Source organism: Kitasatospora sp. NPDC002040, from assembly GCF_040296785.1.
Classification (GTDB): domain Bacteria; phylum Actinomycetota; class Actinomycetes; order Streptomycetales; family Streptomycetaceae; genus Kitasatospora.
In genome coordinates, this window is record NZ_JBEOXV010000015.1 from 31,754 (window position 1) to 48,291 (window position 16,538).

Genomic DNA, 16,538 nt, shown 5'->3' on the forward strand with positions numbered 1-16,538 from the left:
ACCGGGCGACAACTCATCCACCGTCCTGGTGCCGACTGCATCGTCGTCGGCAGCGGATCGGGGAGGCTCAAAACCGACCATGGCTCAAAGCTCTTCGAGTGAGATGGGCCGACAGGAAGGGGCACGGATGCCCGGGCAACAGGCCCACCCCCGACACCGAGTCGGTCTCTGCCGAGCACCACCGAATGTGACCTGTTCCTCTCAGAGTACGACGGGCTCAGGGTCCCGCCCAGCTGCGGAGCCCCGAAACGGCAACGATCCCGCCTAACGGAGGATGCGCGCGCCGGGGCTTTCGCGCCCCTCTGCTGAGGCCGTGCGCCGCCCGACGAGAAGGTTCCCTGGAGCTTCGCCGAGGAAGCCCCCCGACGCAACAGTGCCGCCACACAACGTGACCCGACTGTCATCGTCCGGTTGCCCTGCGAACCGGGCGGTCTGTCGGTTCCTGTCCCCTATATATGCGCGCCCGTCTGCACGCCCCGGTCCGCACCAGTCCGCCGCCGTTCCAAACCCCGGTGTTCGACCGAGCATTCGCTTCCGGCCATTTCGGTCCGCTACGGAACGCGACCGGGCAATTGCCTGCTGCATACGCCGGACCACTGGCAGCATGCATCGCATGCCGCTGCTCCTGTTCGACCTCGACAACACCCTGCTGCCCAGAGACGCAGCGTTCCGCGCCTGGGCGCTGGACTTCCTGGCCGAACACCACCTACCGGCCGGGGACCTCGGGTGGTTCACCACCATCGACGGCGGCGGCTACGTCCCGCGCAGCACCGTACTCGGGGCGGCCAAGCGCCGCTACGGGCTCGACCGGTCGATGGACTTCCTGCTCGCCCACTACCGGCGCGGCATCAACTCCCACATCCACTGCCCCAGCTCGCACGTCAAGGCACTCAACACCGCCCGCTCGGCCGGCTGGTCCCTGGGCATCGTCAGCAACGGCGGCACCCGGCCCCAGTTGGAGAAGATCCGTCGGGCCGGGCTCAGTTCCCTGGTCGACGGCTGGGTGATCTCCGAAGAGGCCCGATGTCTCAAGCCCGATCCACAGATCTTCGAGATCGCCGCCCAGCGCTGTGGAGTCCCGCCGGTCGGTGACTGGGCCGCCCACACCTGGATGGTCGGCGACCACGCCCCGGCCGACATCGCCGGCGCCGAGCTGACCGGACTGCGCAGCGTCTGGCTGCACCACGACCGCCCCTGGGCCGAGCACGGCTACCGGCCCACCCTCAGTGCGGCCGGAATCCCGGAGGCCGTCGGCCTGATCCTCTCCGCCCGTTCCGCCCCGAGCCCCCGCCGCCCCGTGAGCAGTACCGCCACCACAGCCGCCGGCAGCGCTGCCGCGCCGAAGCGCGTCTCCCCCTTCGCCCGGCTCACCGCCGTCTCGTCGGGCACCGCCACGGGGCCCGGCATCACCGCCGCAGGCGCCGGCGTCGCCGCTACCTCCACCAGCGCGTGACGCCCCGCTCCACGAAACCCAGCCGCCGGTAGAGCGGTTCGCCGAGCAGGGTGGCCACCAGCGTGGTCACCCTGCCGGGCTGCGCCGCCAAGGCCGCCGTGACCACGGCCCGGCCAAGCCCGTTCGACCGGTACTCGGGCAGCACTGCCACCCAGTAGACGCCCACCGTCTCCACGTTGTCGTACGTCATGCACGCGGCTGCCGGTTCGCCGTCGACCCGGCCCAGCCAGGCCCGGTAGCCGGGCTCCGCGAGCAGGCCGGCCGGGAGCAGCGCGCCCTGCTGCCGCGTCTGGTCGGCGGTGACCGGAAAGCCGTCCACCACCACCCTTTCCAGGAGCACCAGTTCACTCACGTCGCGCACCTCGTGCACCTCGACGCCCCGGTCCCCCAGCGAGCGCACTCGCGCACCCGACCACGACCCCGCGCCCGCCGTCAGCGGTGCGTCGGGCTCGCGCACCATCACCGCCATGCCCAGGGTCGACTCACGGCCCTCGCCCGCGAGCTCGATCCCGCCGTACGGGTCCTCCAGGACGAACTGCTGGGTGGCCCACTCCTCCCGCAGCCGGGCCAGCTCGGCCAGCAGCGACCCCGCGCCCTCCGGCCCGTACGGGCGGGTCACCACGATCCGGTGGGCGTCCGCAGCGTCCCGCGCGCACCGGACCGCGGTGAACCCCGGGCGGCGGACGGACTCCCAGCCGTGCACCCGGGCCTGGGCGGACCAGAAGGCCGCCGCGTTGTCGTTGGCCTGTTCGAGCCGACCGGGGTTCGTCATGCCCCGACCCTAACCAGCCGCCGTCTCCGGAGGGCGCACGGCGGCGCGCACTTTTACCGCGAGCGCCCCTTGCGCGGACCGGCTGTTTTCGGTCAATCTCACTACCGGCCCGTCCGGTTCGGCAAAGTCGCAGCCCAGGGCGTTCGGCACACCGCGTTCTCCCGTGCGACCGGCAGGTGGGTCGTGCGGCAACCAGCCATCGATCCTCCGGCCCTCTTCACAGGGGGGTCGACGGCTGCCACGCTTCGTGATCGAATGCATCACGCCAAATTGCCATGTCGACATAGCGTCGGATGGTGAACTTGTCACAACGGCGACGGTCCACCCAGTAGATTCGATCTTGGCGCACAAGGGCGATCTGCCGGGCGATTCGGCGAGTACGGCGAGCAGTTCGGCACACGGCACCACGGCACCACCACACACACCACCGAGGGGGCTGGAGCGCCTTGAGCAGGGTGAGCAGGAGCGACACGGGTCCTGACGGCGGCCAGTCGTCGGCCGGCTTCACGAACCGCGCCCCGAGAGACAACGCGCCCCATCAGCCACACCAGCACCAGAGCCACCCCTCCGCCCCACAGCTCGGTTACCCGACCGGCCCTCAGTCCGGACACCAGCCCGGACTCTCCGGCGGAGCCCAGGGCGCAGTCTCCGGTGGCCATCAGCCGGCCAACTCCGCACCCAGGCGCCAGATTTCCGTCGCCACCGGGCTGGCGGCCAGTCAGAACGGCAGCGGTGGAAGCCATCTGACCCAGAGCCAGTTCGGCGGCACGGCCACGGCGACCCTCCCCGCCCAGACCGGCACCGTCCCGGTGAACTCCGCCCAGACCGGCCACGCCGCCGCGCCGCGCAAGCTCTCCGGCCGGCGCCGCCGCGAGACGGTGGCCGTGCTGATCTTCGGCGGCGCCCCCATCTTCGAGAGCTCGATCCCGCTCTCGGTCTTCGGCGTCGACCGCCAGGACGCCGGCGTGCCCCGCTACCGCCTGCTGGTCTGTGCGGGCGAGGACGGCCCGCTGGCCACCACCGGCGGGCTCACCCTCACCGCGCCGTACGGCCTGGAGGCGCTCTCCCGGGCCGGCACCATCGTCGTCCCGGCCTGGCGCTCGATCTCGCAGCCGCCCCCGCCGGAGGCGATCGCCGCCCTCCGCAAGGCGCACCACGAGGGGGCCCGGATCATCGGGCTCTGCACCGGGGCCTTCGTCCTCGCCGCCGCCGGCCTGCTGGACGGCCGCCCGGCCACCACGCACTGGATGTACGCGCCGACCCTGGCCAAGCGGTACCCCAAGGTCCACGTGGACCCGCGCGAGCTCTTCGTCGACGACGGCGACGTACTCACCTCCGCCGGGACCGCCGCGGGCATCGACCTCTGCCTGCACGTGGTCCGCAGCGACCACGGCGCCGAGGCGGCCAACGCGCTCGCCCGCCGGCTCGTGGTGCCCAGCCGCCGCAGCGGCGGCGGGCAGGCCCAGTACATCGATCAGTCTTTACCGGAGGAGATCGGCAACGACCCGCTCGCCGAGGTCGTGACCTGGGCCCTGGAGAACCTCAACCAGCAGTTCGACGTCGAGGTCCTGGCCGCCCGCGCCTACATGAGCCGCCGCACCTTCGACCGGCGGTTCCGCACCCTCACCGGCAGTGCTCCGCTGCAGTGGCTGATCACCCAACGGGTGCTCCAGGCCCAGCGGTTGCTGGAGGCGTCCGAGCTCTCGGTGGACGATGTCGCGCGCCGCTGCGGCTTCCGCTCCCCGGTCGCGCTGCGCGGCCACTTCCGCCGCCAGCTCGGGGTGTCCCCCGCCGCGTACCGGACCGGCTACCGTTCGCGGCGCCCGGCACCGCAGCCGACCCCCGGCCCGGCGCTGCCCATCGGGGCGAACCCGACCGTGCCCGCCCAGGCGCACCCCGCCGACCGGCCGACCGGCACTCCCGGTGGCGCGACGCATCTGACGGCCGGTCCGGGCCGCCCGCTGGTGCCCGCCCAGTCCGGTGCCGCACCCCGCCAGGCGGTGCGCGGCGCCCACCCCGGGCACCCGGGCCACACCGGCGGCCACGGCAGCGGCCCCATCCCGGGCAGCGGCAACCACGGCAGCAGTGCCGAGCGCGCCGTCGAGCACGCCCACGCCGCCGCCACCGAGGAGGGCTACGGCCAACCGACGGCCCGTGAGCCGGGCCAGGGCCACCGTCCGGACGGGGCACCGGTGTCCGCGTCCCGCCCCGGCCAGTCCAGCGCCGGCGCAACCACCGATGCGGCAGGCGGTGGCGAACCCACGGCCGCCGGTTCCGCCCCCGGTTCAGCCTCCGGCTCCGGCGACACAGCGGGCGGGCCTTCGGGCCGACAACTGTCCGGCTCTCGTGATCGCGCCGTAGGGTGAGGGCGTGAATGACCGCCTGGTATGGATCGACTGTGAAATGACGGGGCTCGACCTCGGCCGGGATGCCCTGGTCGAGGTCGCCGCTCTGGTGACCGACTCCGAACTGAACATCCTCGGGGAGGGCGTGGACGTCATCATCCGGCCGCCCGCCGCATCCCTGGAAACCATGCCGGACGTGGTGCGCCAGATGCACACCTCCTCCGGCCTGCTCGACGAGCTGGAGAGCGGCGTCACGCTGGCCGAGGCCGAGGCGCGGGTGCTCGCCTACATCCGCGAGCACGCCGCCGAGCCCGGCAAGACGCCGCTCTGCGGCAACTCGGTGGCCACCGACCGCGGCTTCCTCTCCCGGGACATGCCCGCGCTCGAGAGCCACCTGCACTACCGGATCGTGGACGTCTCCTCGATCAAGGAGCTGGCCCGCCGCTGGTTCCCGCGCGCCTACTACAACAGCCCGCAGAAGGGCGGCAGCCACCGCGCCCTGGCCGACATCCGGGAGAGTATCGCCGAACTCCGCTACTACCGCGAGGCGGTGTTCGTCGCCCAGCCCGGGCCGGACACCGAAACGGCCCGCACCATCGCGGCCAAGCACCAGCTGCCGACCGGCTGACCGAACCGCACCTCGCCGCACCGCCCGACCAGCTGTCCCTTCCCTCCGGTCATCGAAACCCTGGCGCGAGCACCCGCTCCCATCCTGTAGAGTTCTTCCTGTCGGAGCGGGAACGCACCGACAGATGGTGGGTATAGCTCAGTTGGTAGAGCACCTGGTTGTGGTCCAGGTGGCCGCGGGTTCGAGTCCCGTTACTCACCCCAACAGCCTTGAGGGCCTGATCTCTTGAAGATCAGGCCCTCAAGGCGTTTCTGCGTTCCCGCCCCGATCCGCCCCGTCCACGACACCGCGGACACCGCGGCGGCCAGGCACTACCCCTGCAAACTACCCACTAGTAACATCGCTGCCATGACCACACCTTCGATTGGCCAGCTGCTCGACTCCACGGTGCCGATGGCACACACCCTCAACCTCGAGTACCTGGAGACCAGTCCCGAGCGCGCCGTCCTCCGCCTGCCGGACCAGCCCGCCTACCACAACCACGTCGGCGGCCCGCACGCCGGAGCGATGTTCACCCTGGCCGAGTCGGCCAGCGGCTGCATCGTGATCGCCGCGTTCGGCGACCAGATGCACCGCGCCGTGCCGCTCGCCGTGAAGGCGGAGATCGAGTACAAGAAGCTGGCCAAGGGCGTGGTCACCGCGACCGCGACCCTGGGGCGCCCCGCCGCCGACGTGGTCGCCGAGCTGGACAAGGGCGAGCGCCCGGAGTTCACCGTCACGGTCGACATCACCCGCGCCGACGGCGACGTCACGGGCGTGATGACCATCACCTGGACCCTGCGCCCCAACTCCTGACGCCCGGCCACCGGGTGGGGAGCCGACCGAACGCCTCCCCACCCGCCACCGGCCCGGCCGGACGACACCCACCCCGGTCGGCCACCCGCTTCAGGCCACCCGCCCGCCTCAGGTCGACCCGCCTCAGGCCGAGTCCCGCACCACCAGCTCGGTGGCCAGCACCACCTGCCGCCGCGCCCGCCCCTGCTCGGCGATCTCCTCCAGCAGCAACCGGGCCATCGTCCGCCCCATCTCCTCGATCGGCTGCCGGACGCTGGTCATGGCCGGCTCGGTGTGCCGGGCCACGATCGAGTCGTCGAAGCCGATCACGGCCACGTCGTCCGGCACCCGCCGCCCGGCGGCCCTGAGCACCTGCATCGCCCCCGCCGCCATCACGTCCGAGGCGCAGAACACCGCGTCCACCGCGGGCCGGCGCTCCAGCAGTTCGCGCATCGCCAGCTTCCCGCCCTCCTCGGTGAAGTCGGCCGGCCCCACCAGGTCCTCCAGGTACGGCATCCCGGCCTCCTCCAGCGCCTGCCGGTACCCGGCCAGCCGCGCCCGGGCGCCCTCCATGTCGAGCGGCCCGGTGATGGTCGCGACCTGGCGGCAGCCGCGCCGCAGCAGGTGCCGGACGGCCATCCGGGCACCGCCCGCGTTGTCCGCGTGGACGTAGCTCAGCGGCTCCAGGTCCCCCCGCCGCCCCGCCAGTACCGAGGGGATCTCCAGGCTCTCCAGCAGGCTCGGCAGCGGGTCGTCCTGATGCACCGACACCAGCAGTACGCCGTCCACCCGCTGGGCGGTCAGATAGGCCGAAAGTCGCTCCCGCTCACGCTGGTTCCGCACCAGGATCAGCAGCAGCTGCATGTCGGTCTCGGCCAGCTCGGCGGAGACGCCGCTGATGATGTCGGAGAAGTACGGCTCGGAGAACAGCCGGGTCTCCGCCTCGGGGACGACCAGGGCGATCGAGTCGGTGCGCGAGGTGACCAGGGTGCGGGCGGCCCGGTTGGGGACGTAGCCCAACTCGGCGATCGCGGCGTTCACCGCCTCGCGTGCCTTCTCGCTCACCCGGGGCGAGCCGTTCACCACCCGGGAGACCGTCCCGCGCCCGACGCCCGCGAGTGCGGCCACCTCCTCCAGGGTCGGCCGGGCCGACGCCGAGGCCGGCCGGGCCGACCCGGGGCCCGACCCCGGTCCCGGCCCGGAGCCCGAGCCCGGCCGGGCGGTGGCCTGCCCCCGGCCGCTGCCGGGTTCGCCCTGGGGCCCCGTCGGGCGCTGTGCGGTCTGGCTCATCGCTCACCTCATGGGACTACTGGTCATGGTCGTCGCTGCTCATTGTGGCCGGTTCCGGCGCGGACCGGCCGCTCCGGTGCCGAGCTCCCCGAACGGACCTCCACCGGGCCCGGTACGGACGCCGGTACGGACGCCGCTCCGGCCCCGGCTCCAGCCCCGGCTCCGGCGTTCGGGACCGACCGGCCAGGACACACTCCGGCAACGGTTCCGACTTCTGCTCTTGACACTCACCCCCGCGAACCAGCAACCTTCCGGCATGCCTTCGTGGGAGCGCTCCCACACTCTACTGGCCAATCACCGCGCACACAGCACCCCTGCCCCACCCTGGACCGAGGAGATCGCCATGCGCCGCAGCACCACCCGCCCCCGCAGAGCAGCCGCCGTCGCCACCGCCACGGCTGCCGCCACCGCGCTCCTGCTGACCGGTTGCTCCAGCAGCGGCGGCACCGCCGCCCCCAAGAGCGACGAGAAGATCACCCTGACCGTCGGCGACTTCGGCACCTTCGGCTACCAGGAGGCCGGGCTCTACACGGAGTACATGGCGGCCCACCCGAACATCACCGTCAAGGCCGAGACCGCCCAGGACGGCCAGAAGTACTGGGACGCGCTGACCACCCACCTGGCGGCGGGCAGCGGCCTGACCGACATCCAGGCGGTCGAGGTGGGCTACATCGCCCAGGCCACCAGCAAGTTGGGCGACAAGTTCGTCGACCTCGGCAAGACCGACGGGATCAGCGCGGGCGCCTGGCTGCCCTGGAAGTCCGAGCAGGCCACCACCGCCAAGGGCGAACTGATCGGCCTCGGCACGGACATCGGCCCGATGGCCGTCTGCTACCGCAAGGACCTGTTCCAGCAGGCCGGCCTGCCGACCGACCGGGAGGCGGTCGGCGCGCTCTGGGCCGGCGACTGGAACAAGTTCGTCGAGACCGGCAAGGCCTACCAGGCCAAGGCCCCGGCCGACACCTTCTTCACCGACTCGGCCAGCGGTCTGTTCAACGCCGTGATCTCCAGCGACACCCAGCAGTACTCCGACGCCTCGGGCAAGCTCAACGTCAAGGACAGCCCGACCGTCAAGAAGGCCTGGGACCTCTCGGTCGCCGCCGCACAGGCCAAGGTCAGCGCCGGTCTGCGGCAGTTCCAGAAGCCGTGGGAGGCCGCCTTCGCCAACGCGAAGTTCGCCACCGTGGTCTGCCCGTCCTGGATGACCGGCATCGTCAGCAAGCAGTCCGGCGAGGCCGGCAAGGGCAAGTGGGACATCGCCAAGCCGCCGGTCGCGGCCAACTGGGGCGGCGCCTTCCTGACCGTCCCGAAGGCCGGCAAGCACACCAAGGAGGCCGCCGCACTGGCCGCCTGGCTGACCGCGCCGGAGCAGCAGGCCAAGGTCTTCACCAAGGTCGGCAACCTGCCCTCGACCTCGGCCGGCCTCCAGCTGCCCGCGGTGCAGTCGGCCAAGCTGGACTACTTCGGTGACACCCCGACCGGCCAGATCTACGCGGCCGCGGCCGGTTCGATCAAGCCCGCGAAGATCGGCCCGAACGACGGCACGGCCAAGACCATCATCACCGACAACGGCATCCTCGACATCGAGGAGCACGGCACCGACCCGGCCAAGGCCTGGGAGAACGTGCTCAAGGGCATCGACGACAAGGTCAACGGCTGACGCCACCCACCGGGCCGGGCGGCCGCAGCGCCGCCCGGCCACCGCCCCGCCCCGCTCACCCCAGAACCGCCCGCCCCAGCACCGCCGCCCGGCCGGGGTCCGACGCCCATCGGCCGGGCGGCACCATCAGCAGCTACCCGGGAGGACACCCCGTGGCCACCCCAGCCCCGCCCGCCAGTTGGCGTTCGCGCCTGTACCGCCTCGACCTGAAGGCCTCGCCCTACGTCTACATCGCCCCCTTCTTCCTCTGCTTCGCCGCCTTCGGGCTGATCCCGCTGGTGTGGACGGGCTGGCTGTCCCTGCACCGGGTCGACCTGCTCACCCCGGACGTCATGGAGTGGCGCGGGCTGGGCAACTACACCCGGCTCTGGGGGAGCGAGCAGTTCTGGACCGCACTGCGGAACACCTTCACCATCGGGGTGATCTCCACCGTCCCGCAGCTGCTGATGGCCCTCGGCCTGGCCCATCTGCTCAACTACCGCCTGCGCGCCCGGGGTTTCTTCCGGGTGGCGGTGCTCGCCCCGTACGCGACCTCGATCGCCGCGGCCACCCTGGTGTTCGTCCAGCTCTACAACCCGGACTACGGGATGATCAACTGGGCGCTCTCCGCGGTGGGCGTCGAGCGGACCGACTGGTTCGCCGACACCTGGCCCTCCCAGATCGCCATCTCCTCGATCGTGACCTGGCGTTGGACCGGCTACAACGCGCTGATCTACCTGGCCGCGATGCAGGCCGTGCCGAAGGACCTGTACGAGGCGGCCAGTCTGGACGGTGCCTCGCGCTGGCAGCAGTTCACCCGGATCACCATCCCGTCGATCCGGCCGACCATCCTGTTCACCATCATCGTCTCGACCATCGGCGCCACCCAGCTGTTCGGCGAGCCGATGCTGTTCGGCGGCGGGGTCGGGGTGAGCGGCGGCTCCGCGCACCAGTACCAGACCCTGAGCCTCTACCTGTACGAACTCGGCTGGCCCAGCGGCCAGTTGGGCCGTGCCTCGGCAGTGGCGTGGACGATGCTGCTGCTCCTGCTCCTGATCGGTGCGATCAACCTGCTGATCGCCCGCCGCAACAACGCCAAGCTGGGAGCCTGAGCCATGAGCACCCTGACGACGCCCCGTCCGGCCGAGGCCCCGGGCAGCACCGCTCCCCCGGTCGCCCGACGGCGGTTCCGGGCCGGGGCCGGCGACCACGACAAGGCCGGCCCGGTCACCTACCTGCTGCTCGGCCTGGCCGCGGTGGTCTCGCTCTTCCCGCTCTACTGGACCTTCGTGGCGGCCAGTCACACCGGTGACCGGGTGGCCCAGTCACCGCCGCCGCTGCTGCCCGGCGGGGAGCTGTGGACCAACATCTCCACCGTCTGGAACCAGGCCGCGATGGGGCAGGCGCTGCTCAACTCGACCATCGTGGCCGGGCTGGTGGCGGTCTCCACCGTGATGTTCTCCACCCTGGCCGGCTTCGCCTTCGCCAAACTCCCGTTCCGGGGGCGGAACATCCTGCTCACCCTGGTGGTGGCGACCATGACCATCCCGCCCCAGCTGAGCGTCATCCCGCTGTACCAGATCATCACCGACCTGGAGTGGGGCAACCAGCTCCAGTCGGTCATCCTGCCCTCGCTGGTGGCGGCCTTCGGGGTGTTCTTCATGCGGCAGTTCCTGGCCGAGGCACTGCCGGTGGAGCTGATCGAGGCCGCCCGGGTGGACGGTGCGCACAGCCTGCGGATCGTCTGGCACGTGGTGTTCCCGATCGCCCGCCCCGCCATGGCGGTACTGGGCATGCTGGTCTTCGTGCAGTCCTGGAACGACTTCTTCTGGCCCTTCGTGGTGCTCACCCAGCAGAACCCGACCGTGCAGGTCGCACTCTCCGCGATCGGCGGCGGCAGCGCGTACGACATCAACCAGGCGGTCATCATGACCGGCGCACTGGTCGGCACCCTGCCGCTGCTGCTGATCTTCGCCGTGCTCGGCAAGCACATCGTCGGCGGCATCACCGCCGGTGCCGTCAAGAGCTGATCCGACGTCAGCGTCCACACTTATCATGGGAGCGCTCCCGCAATGACCGTGACCGAACCGAGCACCATCAGCACCGGCCCGGCCTTCCCGCCCGGCTTCGCCTGGGGCGCCGCCACCGCCGCGTACCAGATCGAGGGCGCCGCCACGGTCGGTGGCCGCACCCCCTCGATCTGGGACACCTTCAGCCACACCCCGGGCAAGGTGGTCGGCGGCGACACCGGGGACATCGCCGTCGACCACTACCACCGGTTCCGCGAGGACGTCCGGCTGATGGCCGAGCTCGGGCTGACCTCCTACCGGTTCTCGCTCTCCTGGCCGCGGATCCAGCCCACCGGGCGCGGCCCGGCGGTCGAGCGCGGCCTGGACTTCTACCGGGCCCTCACCGACGAGCTGCTGGCCCACGGCATCACCCCGGTCGCCACCCTCTACCACTGGGACCTGCCCCAGCACCTGGAGGAGCTCGGCGGCTGGCCGGCCCGCGACACGGCCCACCGGTTCGCCGACTACGCCGCCCTGGCCGCCGAGGCGCTCGGCGACCGGATCGGCACCTGGACCACCCTCAACGAGCCCTGGTGCAGCGCCTTCCTCGGCTACGGCTCCGGCGTGCACGCCCCGGGGCGGACCAACCCGGCCGACGCGCTCAAGGCCGCCCACCACCTCAACCTCGGCCACGGCCTGGCCATCGGCGCACTCCGCGCCGCCCTGCCGGGCACCGCCCAGCTCGCCGTCTCGCTGAACCTGCACCAGATCCGGCCGCTGACCGGGGACCCGGCCGACCTGGAGGCCGCCCGCCGGATCGACGCCGTCGGCAACCGGGTCTTCACCGGCCCGATGCTGAACGGCAGTTACCCCGCTGACCTGCTCGCCGACACCGAGCGGCTGGTCGACTGGGACGCCCTGGTCCAGCCCGGCGACCTGGCCGAGATCAGTCGGCCGATCGACCTGCTCGGGATCAACTACTACACCCCGACCGTGGTTTCGAGCACCGAGAACGCCAAGGACCTCCCCCGCCACGACGGCCACGGCGGCGGCAGCCAGACCCCCTGGCCGGGCGCGGAGGACGTCGCGTTCCACCTCGCCCCCGGCGAACGCACCGCGATGGACTGGCCGATCGACCCGACCGGCCTGACCGACCTGCTGCTCGACGTGCACCGGGCCCACCCCGGCCTGCCGATGCTGGTCACCGAGAACGGCGCGGCCTTCGAGGACACCGTCGGCCCCGACGGCACGGTGGACGACCAGGACCGGATCGCCTACCTGCACGGCCACCTGGCCGCCGTGGCCCGCGCCGTCGAGGCCGGGGCCGACGTGCGCGGGTACTACCTCTGGTCGCTGCTGGACAACTTCGAGTGGGCGTACGGCTACGGCAAGCGCTTCGGTGCGGTGCACGTCGACTACACCACACTGGCCCGCACCCCCAAGGCCAGCGCCCATTGGTACGCCGAGGTGATCCGTACCGGAACCCTGCCCGCGCAGCCGTGACGACGGGTGCGCGACCCGAACGCCGATGCGCGTGACCTGACTGCCGGGCCGGTCGTTCTCTGTTGTCGTGCGAGCAAATCACGCGGCCCAGCCGCGAGTCGAGGGCCCGGGCGGCGACGAGCAGTGCCGCGAACGTCCGGCACCGGCCAGGGGGCGACTGCCCCGGCCCCGGGCCCGGACGCTCGCGGCCGGCGGCGCGGTGCTCGCCCACGTCTGGGGCCTCGGCCTCGGCGTGACCAACGCGTACGCCAGTGAGGGCCCGGCCGTCACCGACCTGGTCAACCAGGCGGACGCGCCCGCCCTGTTGGGGCAGCTCACCGGGGCGGCGGTCCCGGTGCTGGAGCAGCAGACCGCCTCGGTGGCGCGGGCCCTGCAGGACCGGATCAAGAGTGACGGACTGCCGCTCCCCGGGCAGGCCACCACGGTGCCGGACGCCTTCGCGATCGCGGCCGTCCTGCTGCCCGCCGTACCGCCGCAGCCCCGGGGGGACGGCGCGCCCCGGGCCTCGCGCTCCGGCCCGGGGCCGGAGACGCCGGAGGGCGGGGCCCCCGTGGTCGCCACCACCGCGCGGCACCCGGCGGTGGTCGAGCGGGCGGCGGCGGTCACCACCGCCGAGCCGGACCTGGCCCGGGCCGCTGCAGCGCCCACCGAGATCCGGCTGGTGGAGGGCAGTTGGGAGGAGGCCCAGGAGGGGCTGGCGCTGACCGCCGCCGCACCGGTGGAGACCGAGGGCAAGCTCACCGCCGTCCTGGTGCCGATCGCCGCCGGACTGCTGCTCACCGGTGCGGCCATGTACAAGCACCGGGGCCTTCCCAGCGGGCACTGACCCCGGGCGGGCGCGGAAGCGGAAGCGGGTGCGTGCGCCGGTTGCCTGAGGGTGTGTCAGCGGAAGACGCCCGGCGGGGGCGCCGGGGACGGCGCCGCCGTGGCGTCGGTGGCCGGGAGGGCGCCGGCGGTGAAGTCGGCCAGCGCCCGGCCGTGCTCGATCCGGCCCAGGTAGGAGTCGGAGGCCACCCGGCGGCCCAACTCCTCCAGCGGGAGCGGCTGGTGGGCGGCGGCCAGGATCAGATTGCCGAACCGCTTGCCGCGCAGCACCGCCGGGTCGGCGGTCAGGCAGACCTCGGGGAAGACCGCCTGCAGGGTGGCGACCTGGGAGCGGGCGAAGGCCAACGCCCCGCCGTCGGCGATGTTGGCGGCGTACCGGCCGCCGGGGGCGAGTGCCCGGGCCGCCAGTGCGGCGAACTCGACCGTGGCGCAGTGGGCGGGGGTGCGGGCCCCGGAGAAGATGTCGGCGATCACCAGGTCCACCGTGCCCTCGGGGGTCTTCTCCAGCACCGCACGGGCGTCGGCACCCCTGACCTTGATCTGCCAGCCGCGCTCCAACGGCAGCTCGGCGCGGACGAGTTCGGTCAGTTCGGGGTCGATCTCGGCCACCTGCTGGCGGGATCTCGGCCGGGTCGAGGCGGTGTAGCGGGCCAGCGTCAGGGCGCCACCGCCGAGGTGCAGCACGGTGATCGGGCGGCCGGGCGCAGCCGCGAGGTCGATCAGGTGGCCGAGGCGGCGCTGGTACTCGAAGCCGAGGTGGCCCGGATCGGCCAGGTCGACCAGGGACTGCGGCGCTCCGTCCAGCAGCAGGGTCCAGGCCTGCGGGCGGTCCCGGTCGGGGACCAGCTCGGCCGTGCCGGAGGCGACCGGACGGGCCAGCGGCCCCTGTGCGTGCGTACGTCCGCCGGGTGACCCGGCGGGGGTCGTGCCGACCGGCTCGGTCTCGGTGCGAGCCCGACCGGCCCGGTTGCTGCGTCCCATGCCGACCATTATCGCCGGGCGGGCGGCCCGGCGGCGCCGGGCCGTGGGGCCGCAGTGCAGGTCGGAGCGGGCCGAGGGCGCAGGTCAGAGCGGGCCGAGCCCACCGGCCGTCAGGGTGCAGGCCGCCTCGCAGAGGGCCGAGCGGAGCACCCACGGGTCGGTCGCCCGGACCGAGGCGGTCGGGCCCGCGGGCGGCATCACCCAGCGGGGGTCGGTCGGCGGGAGCTGCTTGGCGCCCGGCGTACAGCTGGTGCCGGGCAGGTGCCACTGACCGGCCACCCCGGCGGGGACCAGGAACGCGATCGCCGATCCCCCGCCGGTCTGGTGCACGGTGCCGCAGGCCCGGCGGAGCCGGAGGATGTCCACCGTCTCCAGGCCGTGCCGGACCGGGACGGTCACGGTGTCGAAGGCCGGGACGGCGGCCCGGCCCACCCCGGGGCCACCGCCGCCGACGGCGAAGCCGGGCGGCTCGCTGCCGGCCCCGTCCGGGACCAGCGCCGGGGCGAGGCCGGGCAGAACCCGTCCCGCTCCGGCCGTGATGCGTCGGTACTGCGGAAGTCCGGCGGCCATGGGGCCCTCCTGTCACCTCGTCAGGTCGGAAGCCGGGGGTCGCTCGATCGGAGGAACGGATCGGTGGGGGCGCGGCGGTGGGCTTCCACGTATCAGGACAACGCCGACCGGCCCGGAAAGGCCACGGGGCGATGTACAGCAAGCCATGGCATTTCATGGCAGAACTCGGCAACAGCGCCCGATTTAGTGCCAATTGACCAGAGATCAGCCCACAACCGGACGTGCTCGGTCCGTGACAGCCGGTACTGTCTGCGCTGGATCGAGGCCCCCCTCACGGGGCCGCCCCGACCCACCCGCACCACCCGACGCACCAGCTCGGAGCGCAGCTGATGGCAGCCATGAGGCCCCTCTCCCCCAACGCCGCCATGCGAGCCCTGCGCGGCGACCTCTCCCCCGGCGAGTTCGCCGTCGCGATCCGCCGGGCCGCCCGGGAGATCGGCGAGCACGTCTCCTGCGACGCCCGCTACATCGGGCGGGTGGAGGCCGGGGAGATCCGTTGTCCCAACTACGCCTACGAGCGCGTGTTCCGGCACATGTGGCCGGACCGCTCCCTGTCCGAGCTGGGGTTCACCCCGCGTACGGCGGTCCGCCGCCGCGCGGTCGACCCGCCGTCAGCCCCGCCCACCAGGCTCGGGCCGGGCGGGCTGCCCCGGCTCGACGACTCGTACCATCCCGACGAGGAGAACGACGACGTGCGTCGCCGTACATTCCTGAACGGCGGTTCGACCGCCCTGGTGGCAGCCCTCGGCCTCGACCAGCCCGCCCTGGCCGCCGTGCCCGCGATCCCGTCCCAGCGCCGGGTCGGCACCGCCGAGGTGCTCGGCGTCGAGCAGGCCGTCCGCGACATCCGCCTGCTGGACGACGTGCACGGCGCGGACGCGCTGTTCGAGCTGGCGGGCCAGTCCCTGCGCAGCGCCTACGTGATGCTCAACGACGGCGACTACAGCGCCGGCACGGAGCGCCGGCTCCAGTCCGGCGCCGGTGAACTGGCGATCTCGGTCGGCTGGTTGGCCCACGACTCGGACCGGCTGGCGGACGCCCGCTCGTTCTACTCCGAGGCACTGGCCACCGCCCGGATGGCCGACGACGCGGCGCTGGAGGCGCACGTCTTCTCCAACAGCGCGTTCCTGGCCCGGGACGCCGGCCGGGCCCGCGAAGCCCTCCGGGCCGCCCAGGCCGGGCAGTCCGCCGCCCGCCAGCTGGACTCCGACCGGCTGCTGTCGCTGCTGGTGATGCGGGAGGCCGGGGCCTGGGCCCTGCTCCGGGACCGGGCCGCCTGCGAGCGGGCGCTCTCCCGGGCGCACACCCTCTTCGACCGGGGTGAGTCGGAGGCCGACCCCGAGTGGATGTCCTTCTTCGGCGAGGCGGAGATCGCCGGGCTGGAGGCCCAGTGCTGGTCCGCCCTCGGCGACTTCGGCCGGGCCACCGAACGGGTCAGCCTGGCGATCGCGCTCCAGGAGCCGCACTTCGTCCGCAACCGGGTCCTCTACACCGCCGAGCTCGCCCACGACCGCCTCGGCCTCGGCGACCTGGCGGGCGCCGCCACCCACGGCGCGGCCGCCGCCGCCCTCCTGGGCCGGGTCCGCTCGGCCCGCATCCGCACCATGCTCGCCACCACCGCGGACCGGCTCCGCCCGCACCGCGCCGTCCCCGAGGTGGCGGCCTTCCTCACGGCCTATCAGGCAGCTGCCTGACCGAAGCTCGGGGACCGACGAGAACATCGCCGTTCCCCGAACCCCGGCTCGGCAG

At 72.9% G+C, this 16,538-nt stretch carries 14 protein-coding genes and 1 tRNA gene; 11 read left to right on the forward strand and 4 right to left on the reverse strand.

Annotated elements, in window-relative coordinates:
- The first annotated feature begins 613 nt into the window (after window positions 1-613).
- The gene (locus ABT118_RS26025; RefSeq protein WP_350673544.1) at window positions 614-1,453 is read left to right on the forward strand and encodes an HAD family hydrolase; all 840 of its coding nucleotides are present in this window, start codon (window positions 614-616) and stop codon (window positions 1,451-1,453) included.
- Here the strand turns inward: ABT118_RS26025 and ABT118_RS26030 are convergent.
- Window positions 1,434-2,225: a GNAT family N-acetyltransferase gene (locus ABT118_RS26030; RefSeq protein WP_350673548.1), complete on the reverse strand. Its 792-nt coding sequence runs from the start codon at window positions 2,223-2,225 to the stop codon at window positions 1,434-1,436. The genes ABT118_RS26025 and ABT118_RS26030 overlap by 20 nt on opposite strands.
- Window positions 2,226-3,034: 809 nt before the next feature.
- Here ABT118_RS26030 and ABT118_RS26035 point away from each other — a divergent pair.
- The 4 genes from ABT118_RS26035 to ABT118_RS26050 all read left to right on the forward strand — a co-directional run bounded on the left by ABT118_RS26035 (window position 3,035) and on the right by ABT118_RS26050 (window position 5,993).
- Window positions 3,035-4,591 carry a helix-turn-helix domain-containing protein gene (locus ABT118_RS26035; RefSeq protein ID WP_350673552.1) on the forward strand — a complete coding sequence of 519 codons (1,557 nt, stop codon included), beginning with the start codon at window positions 3,035-3,037 and terminating at the stop codon, window positions 4,589-4,591.
- A gap of 4 nt (window positions 4,592-4,595) precedes the next feature.
- Window positions 4,596-5,198 (forward strand): oligoribonuclease, encoded by a 603-nt coding sequence (gene orn / locus ABT118_RS26040; protein ID WP_350673554.1) that lies wholly within the window; start codon window positions 4,596-4,598, stop codon window positions 5,196-5,198.
- Window positions 5,199-5,325: 127 nt separating this feature from the next.
- Window positions 5,326-5,401, forward strand: a tRNA-His gene (locus tag ABT118_RS26045).
- A gap of 145 nt (window positions 5,402-5,546) precedes the next feature.
- Window positions 5,547-5,993 carry a DUF4442 domain-containing protein gene (locus ABT118_RS26050; protein WP_350673557.1) on the forward strand — a complete coding sequence of 149 codons (447 nt, stop codon included), beginning with the start codon at window positions 5,547-5,549 and terminating at the stop codon, window positions 5,991-5,993.
- Window positions 5,994-6,116: 123 nt separating this feature from the next.
- Here ABT118_RS26050 and ABT118_RS26055 read toward each other — a convergent pair whose 3' ends face one another.
- On the reverse strand, window positions 6,117-7,262 hold the full coding sequence (locus ABT118_RS26055; RefSeq protein WP_350673561.1) for a LacI family DNA-binding transcriptional regulator: 1,146 nt from the start codon (window positions 7,260-7,262) through the stop codon (window positions 6,117-6,119).
- Between the two features lie 343 nt (window positions 7,263-7,605).
- Here ABT118_RS26055 and ABT118_RS26060 point away from each other — a divergent pair, with 343 nt between their 5' ends.
- The 5 genes from ABT118_RS26060 to ABT118_RS26080 all read left to right on the forward strand — a co-directional run bounded on the left by ABT118_RS26060 (window position 7,606) and on the right by ABT118_RS26080 (window position 13,239).
- Entirely contained in the window at window positions 7,606-8,922 is a 1,317-nt protein-coding gene (locus ABT118_RS26060; RefSeq protein WP_350673566.1) for an ABC transporter substrate-binding protein, read from the forward strand.
- Between the two features lie 152 nt (window positions 8,923-9,074).
- Window positions 9,075-10,013 carry a carbohydrate ABC transporter permease gene (locus ABT118_RS26065; RefSeq protein ID WP_350673570.1) on the forward strand — a complete coding sequence of 313 codons (939 nt, stop codon included), beginning with the start codon at window positions 9,075-9,077 and terminating at the stop codon, window positions 10,011-10,013.
- A gap of 3 nt (window positions 10,014-10,016) precedes the next feature.
- Window positions 10,017-10,931, forward strand: coding sequence for a carbohydrate ABC transporter permease (locus tag ABT118_RS26070; protein ID WP_350673582.1), 915 nt, complete (start codon window positions 10,017-10,019; stop codon window positions 10,929-10,931).
- A gap of 42 nt (window positions 10,932-10,973) precedes the next feature.
- A complete protein-coding gene (locus ABT118_RS26075; protein WP_350673587.1) occupies window positions 10,974-12,413 on the forward strand; it encodes a GH1 family beta-glucosidase in 1,440 nt (479 codons plus the stop codon).
- Window positions 12,414-12,480: 67 nt separating this feature from the next.
- Window positions 12,481-13,239, forward strand: a complete 759-nt coding sequence (locus ABT118_RS26080) for a hypothetical protein (RefSeq protein WP_350673589.1) — start codon at window positions 12,481-12,483, stop codon at window positions 13,237-13,239.
- A 56-nt stretch (window positions 13,240-13,295) separates the two neighbouring features.
- On the opposite strand, the gene ABT118_RS26085 is transcribed toward ABT118_RS26080, so the two are convergent.
- A complete protein-coding gene (locus tag ABT118_RS26085; protein ID WP_350673593.1) occupies window positions 13,296-14,219 on the reverse strand; it encodes a spermidine synthase in 924 nt (307 codons plus the stop codon).
- Between the two features lie 84 nt (window positions 14,220-14,303).
- Complete coding sequence (locus ABT118_RS26090) at window positions 14,304-14,789, reverse strand: hypothetical protein (protein WP_350673596.1); 486 nt, start codon at window positions 14,787-14,789, stop codon at window positions 14,304-14,306.
- 329 nt (window positions 14,790-15,118) lie between these two features.
- Here ABT118_RS26090 and ABT118_RS26095 point away from each other — a divergent pair, with 329 nt between their 5' ends.
- Entirely contained in the window at window positions 15,119-16,483 is a 1,365-nt protein-coding gene (locus ABT118_RS26095; RefSeq protein ID WP_350673599.1) for an NsdA family TPR-like regulatory protein, read from the forward strand.
- The last annotated feature ends 55 nt before the right edge of the window (window positions 16,484-16,538 follow it).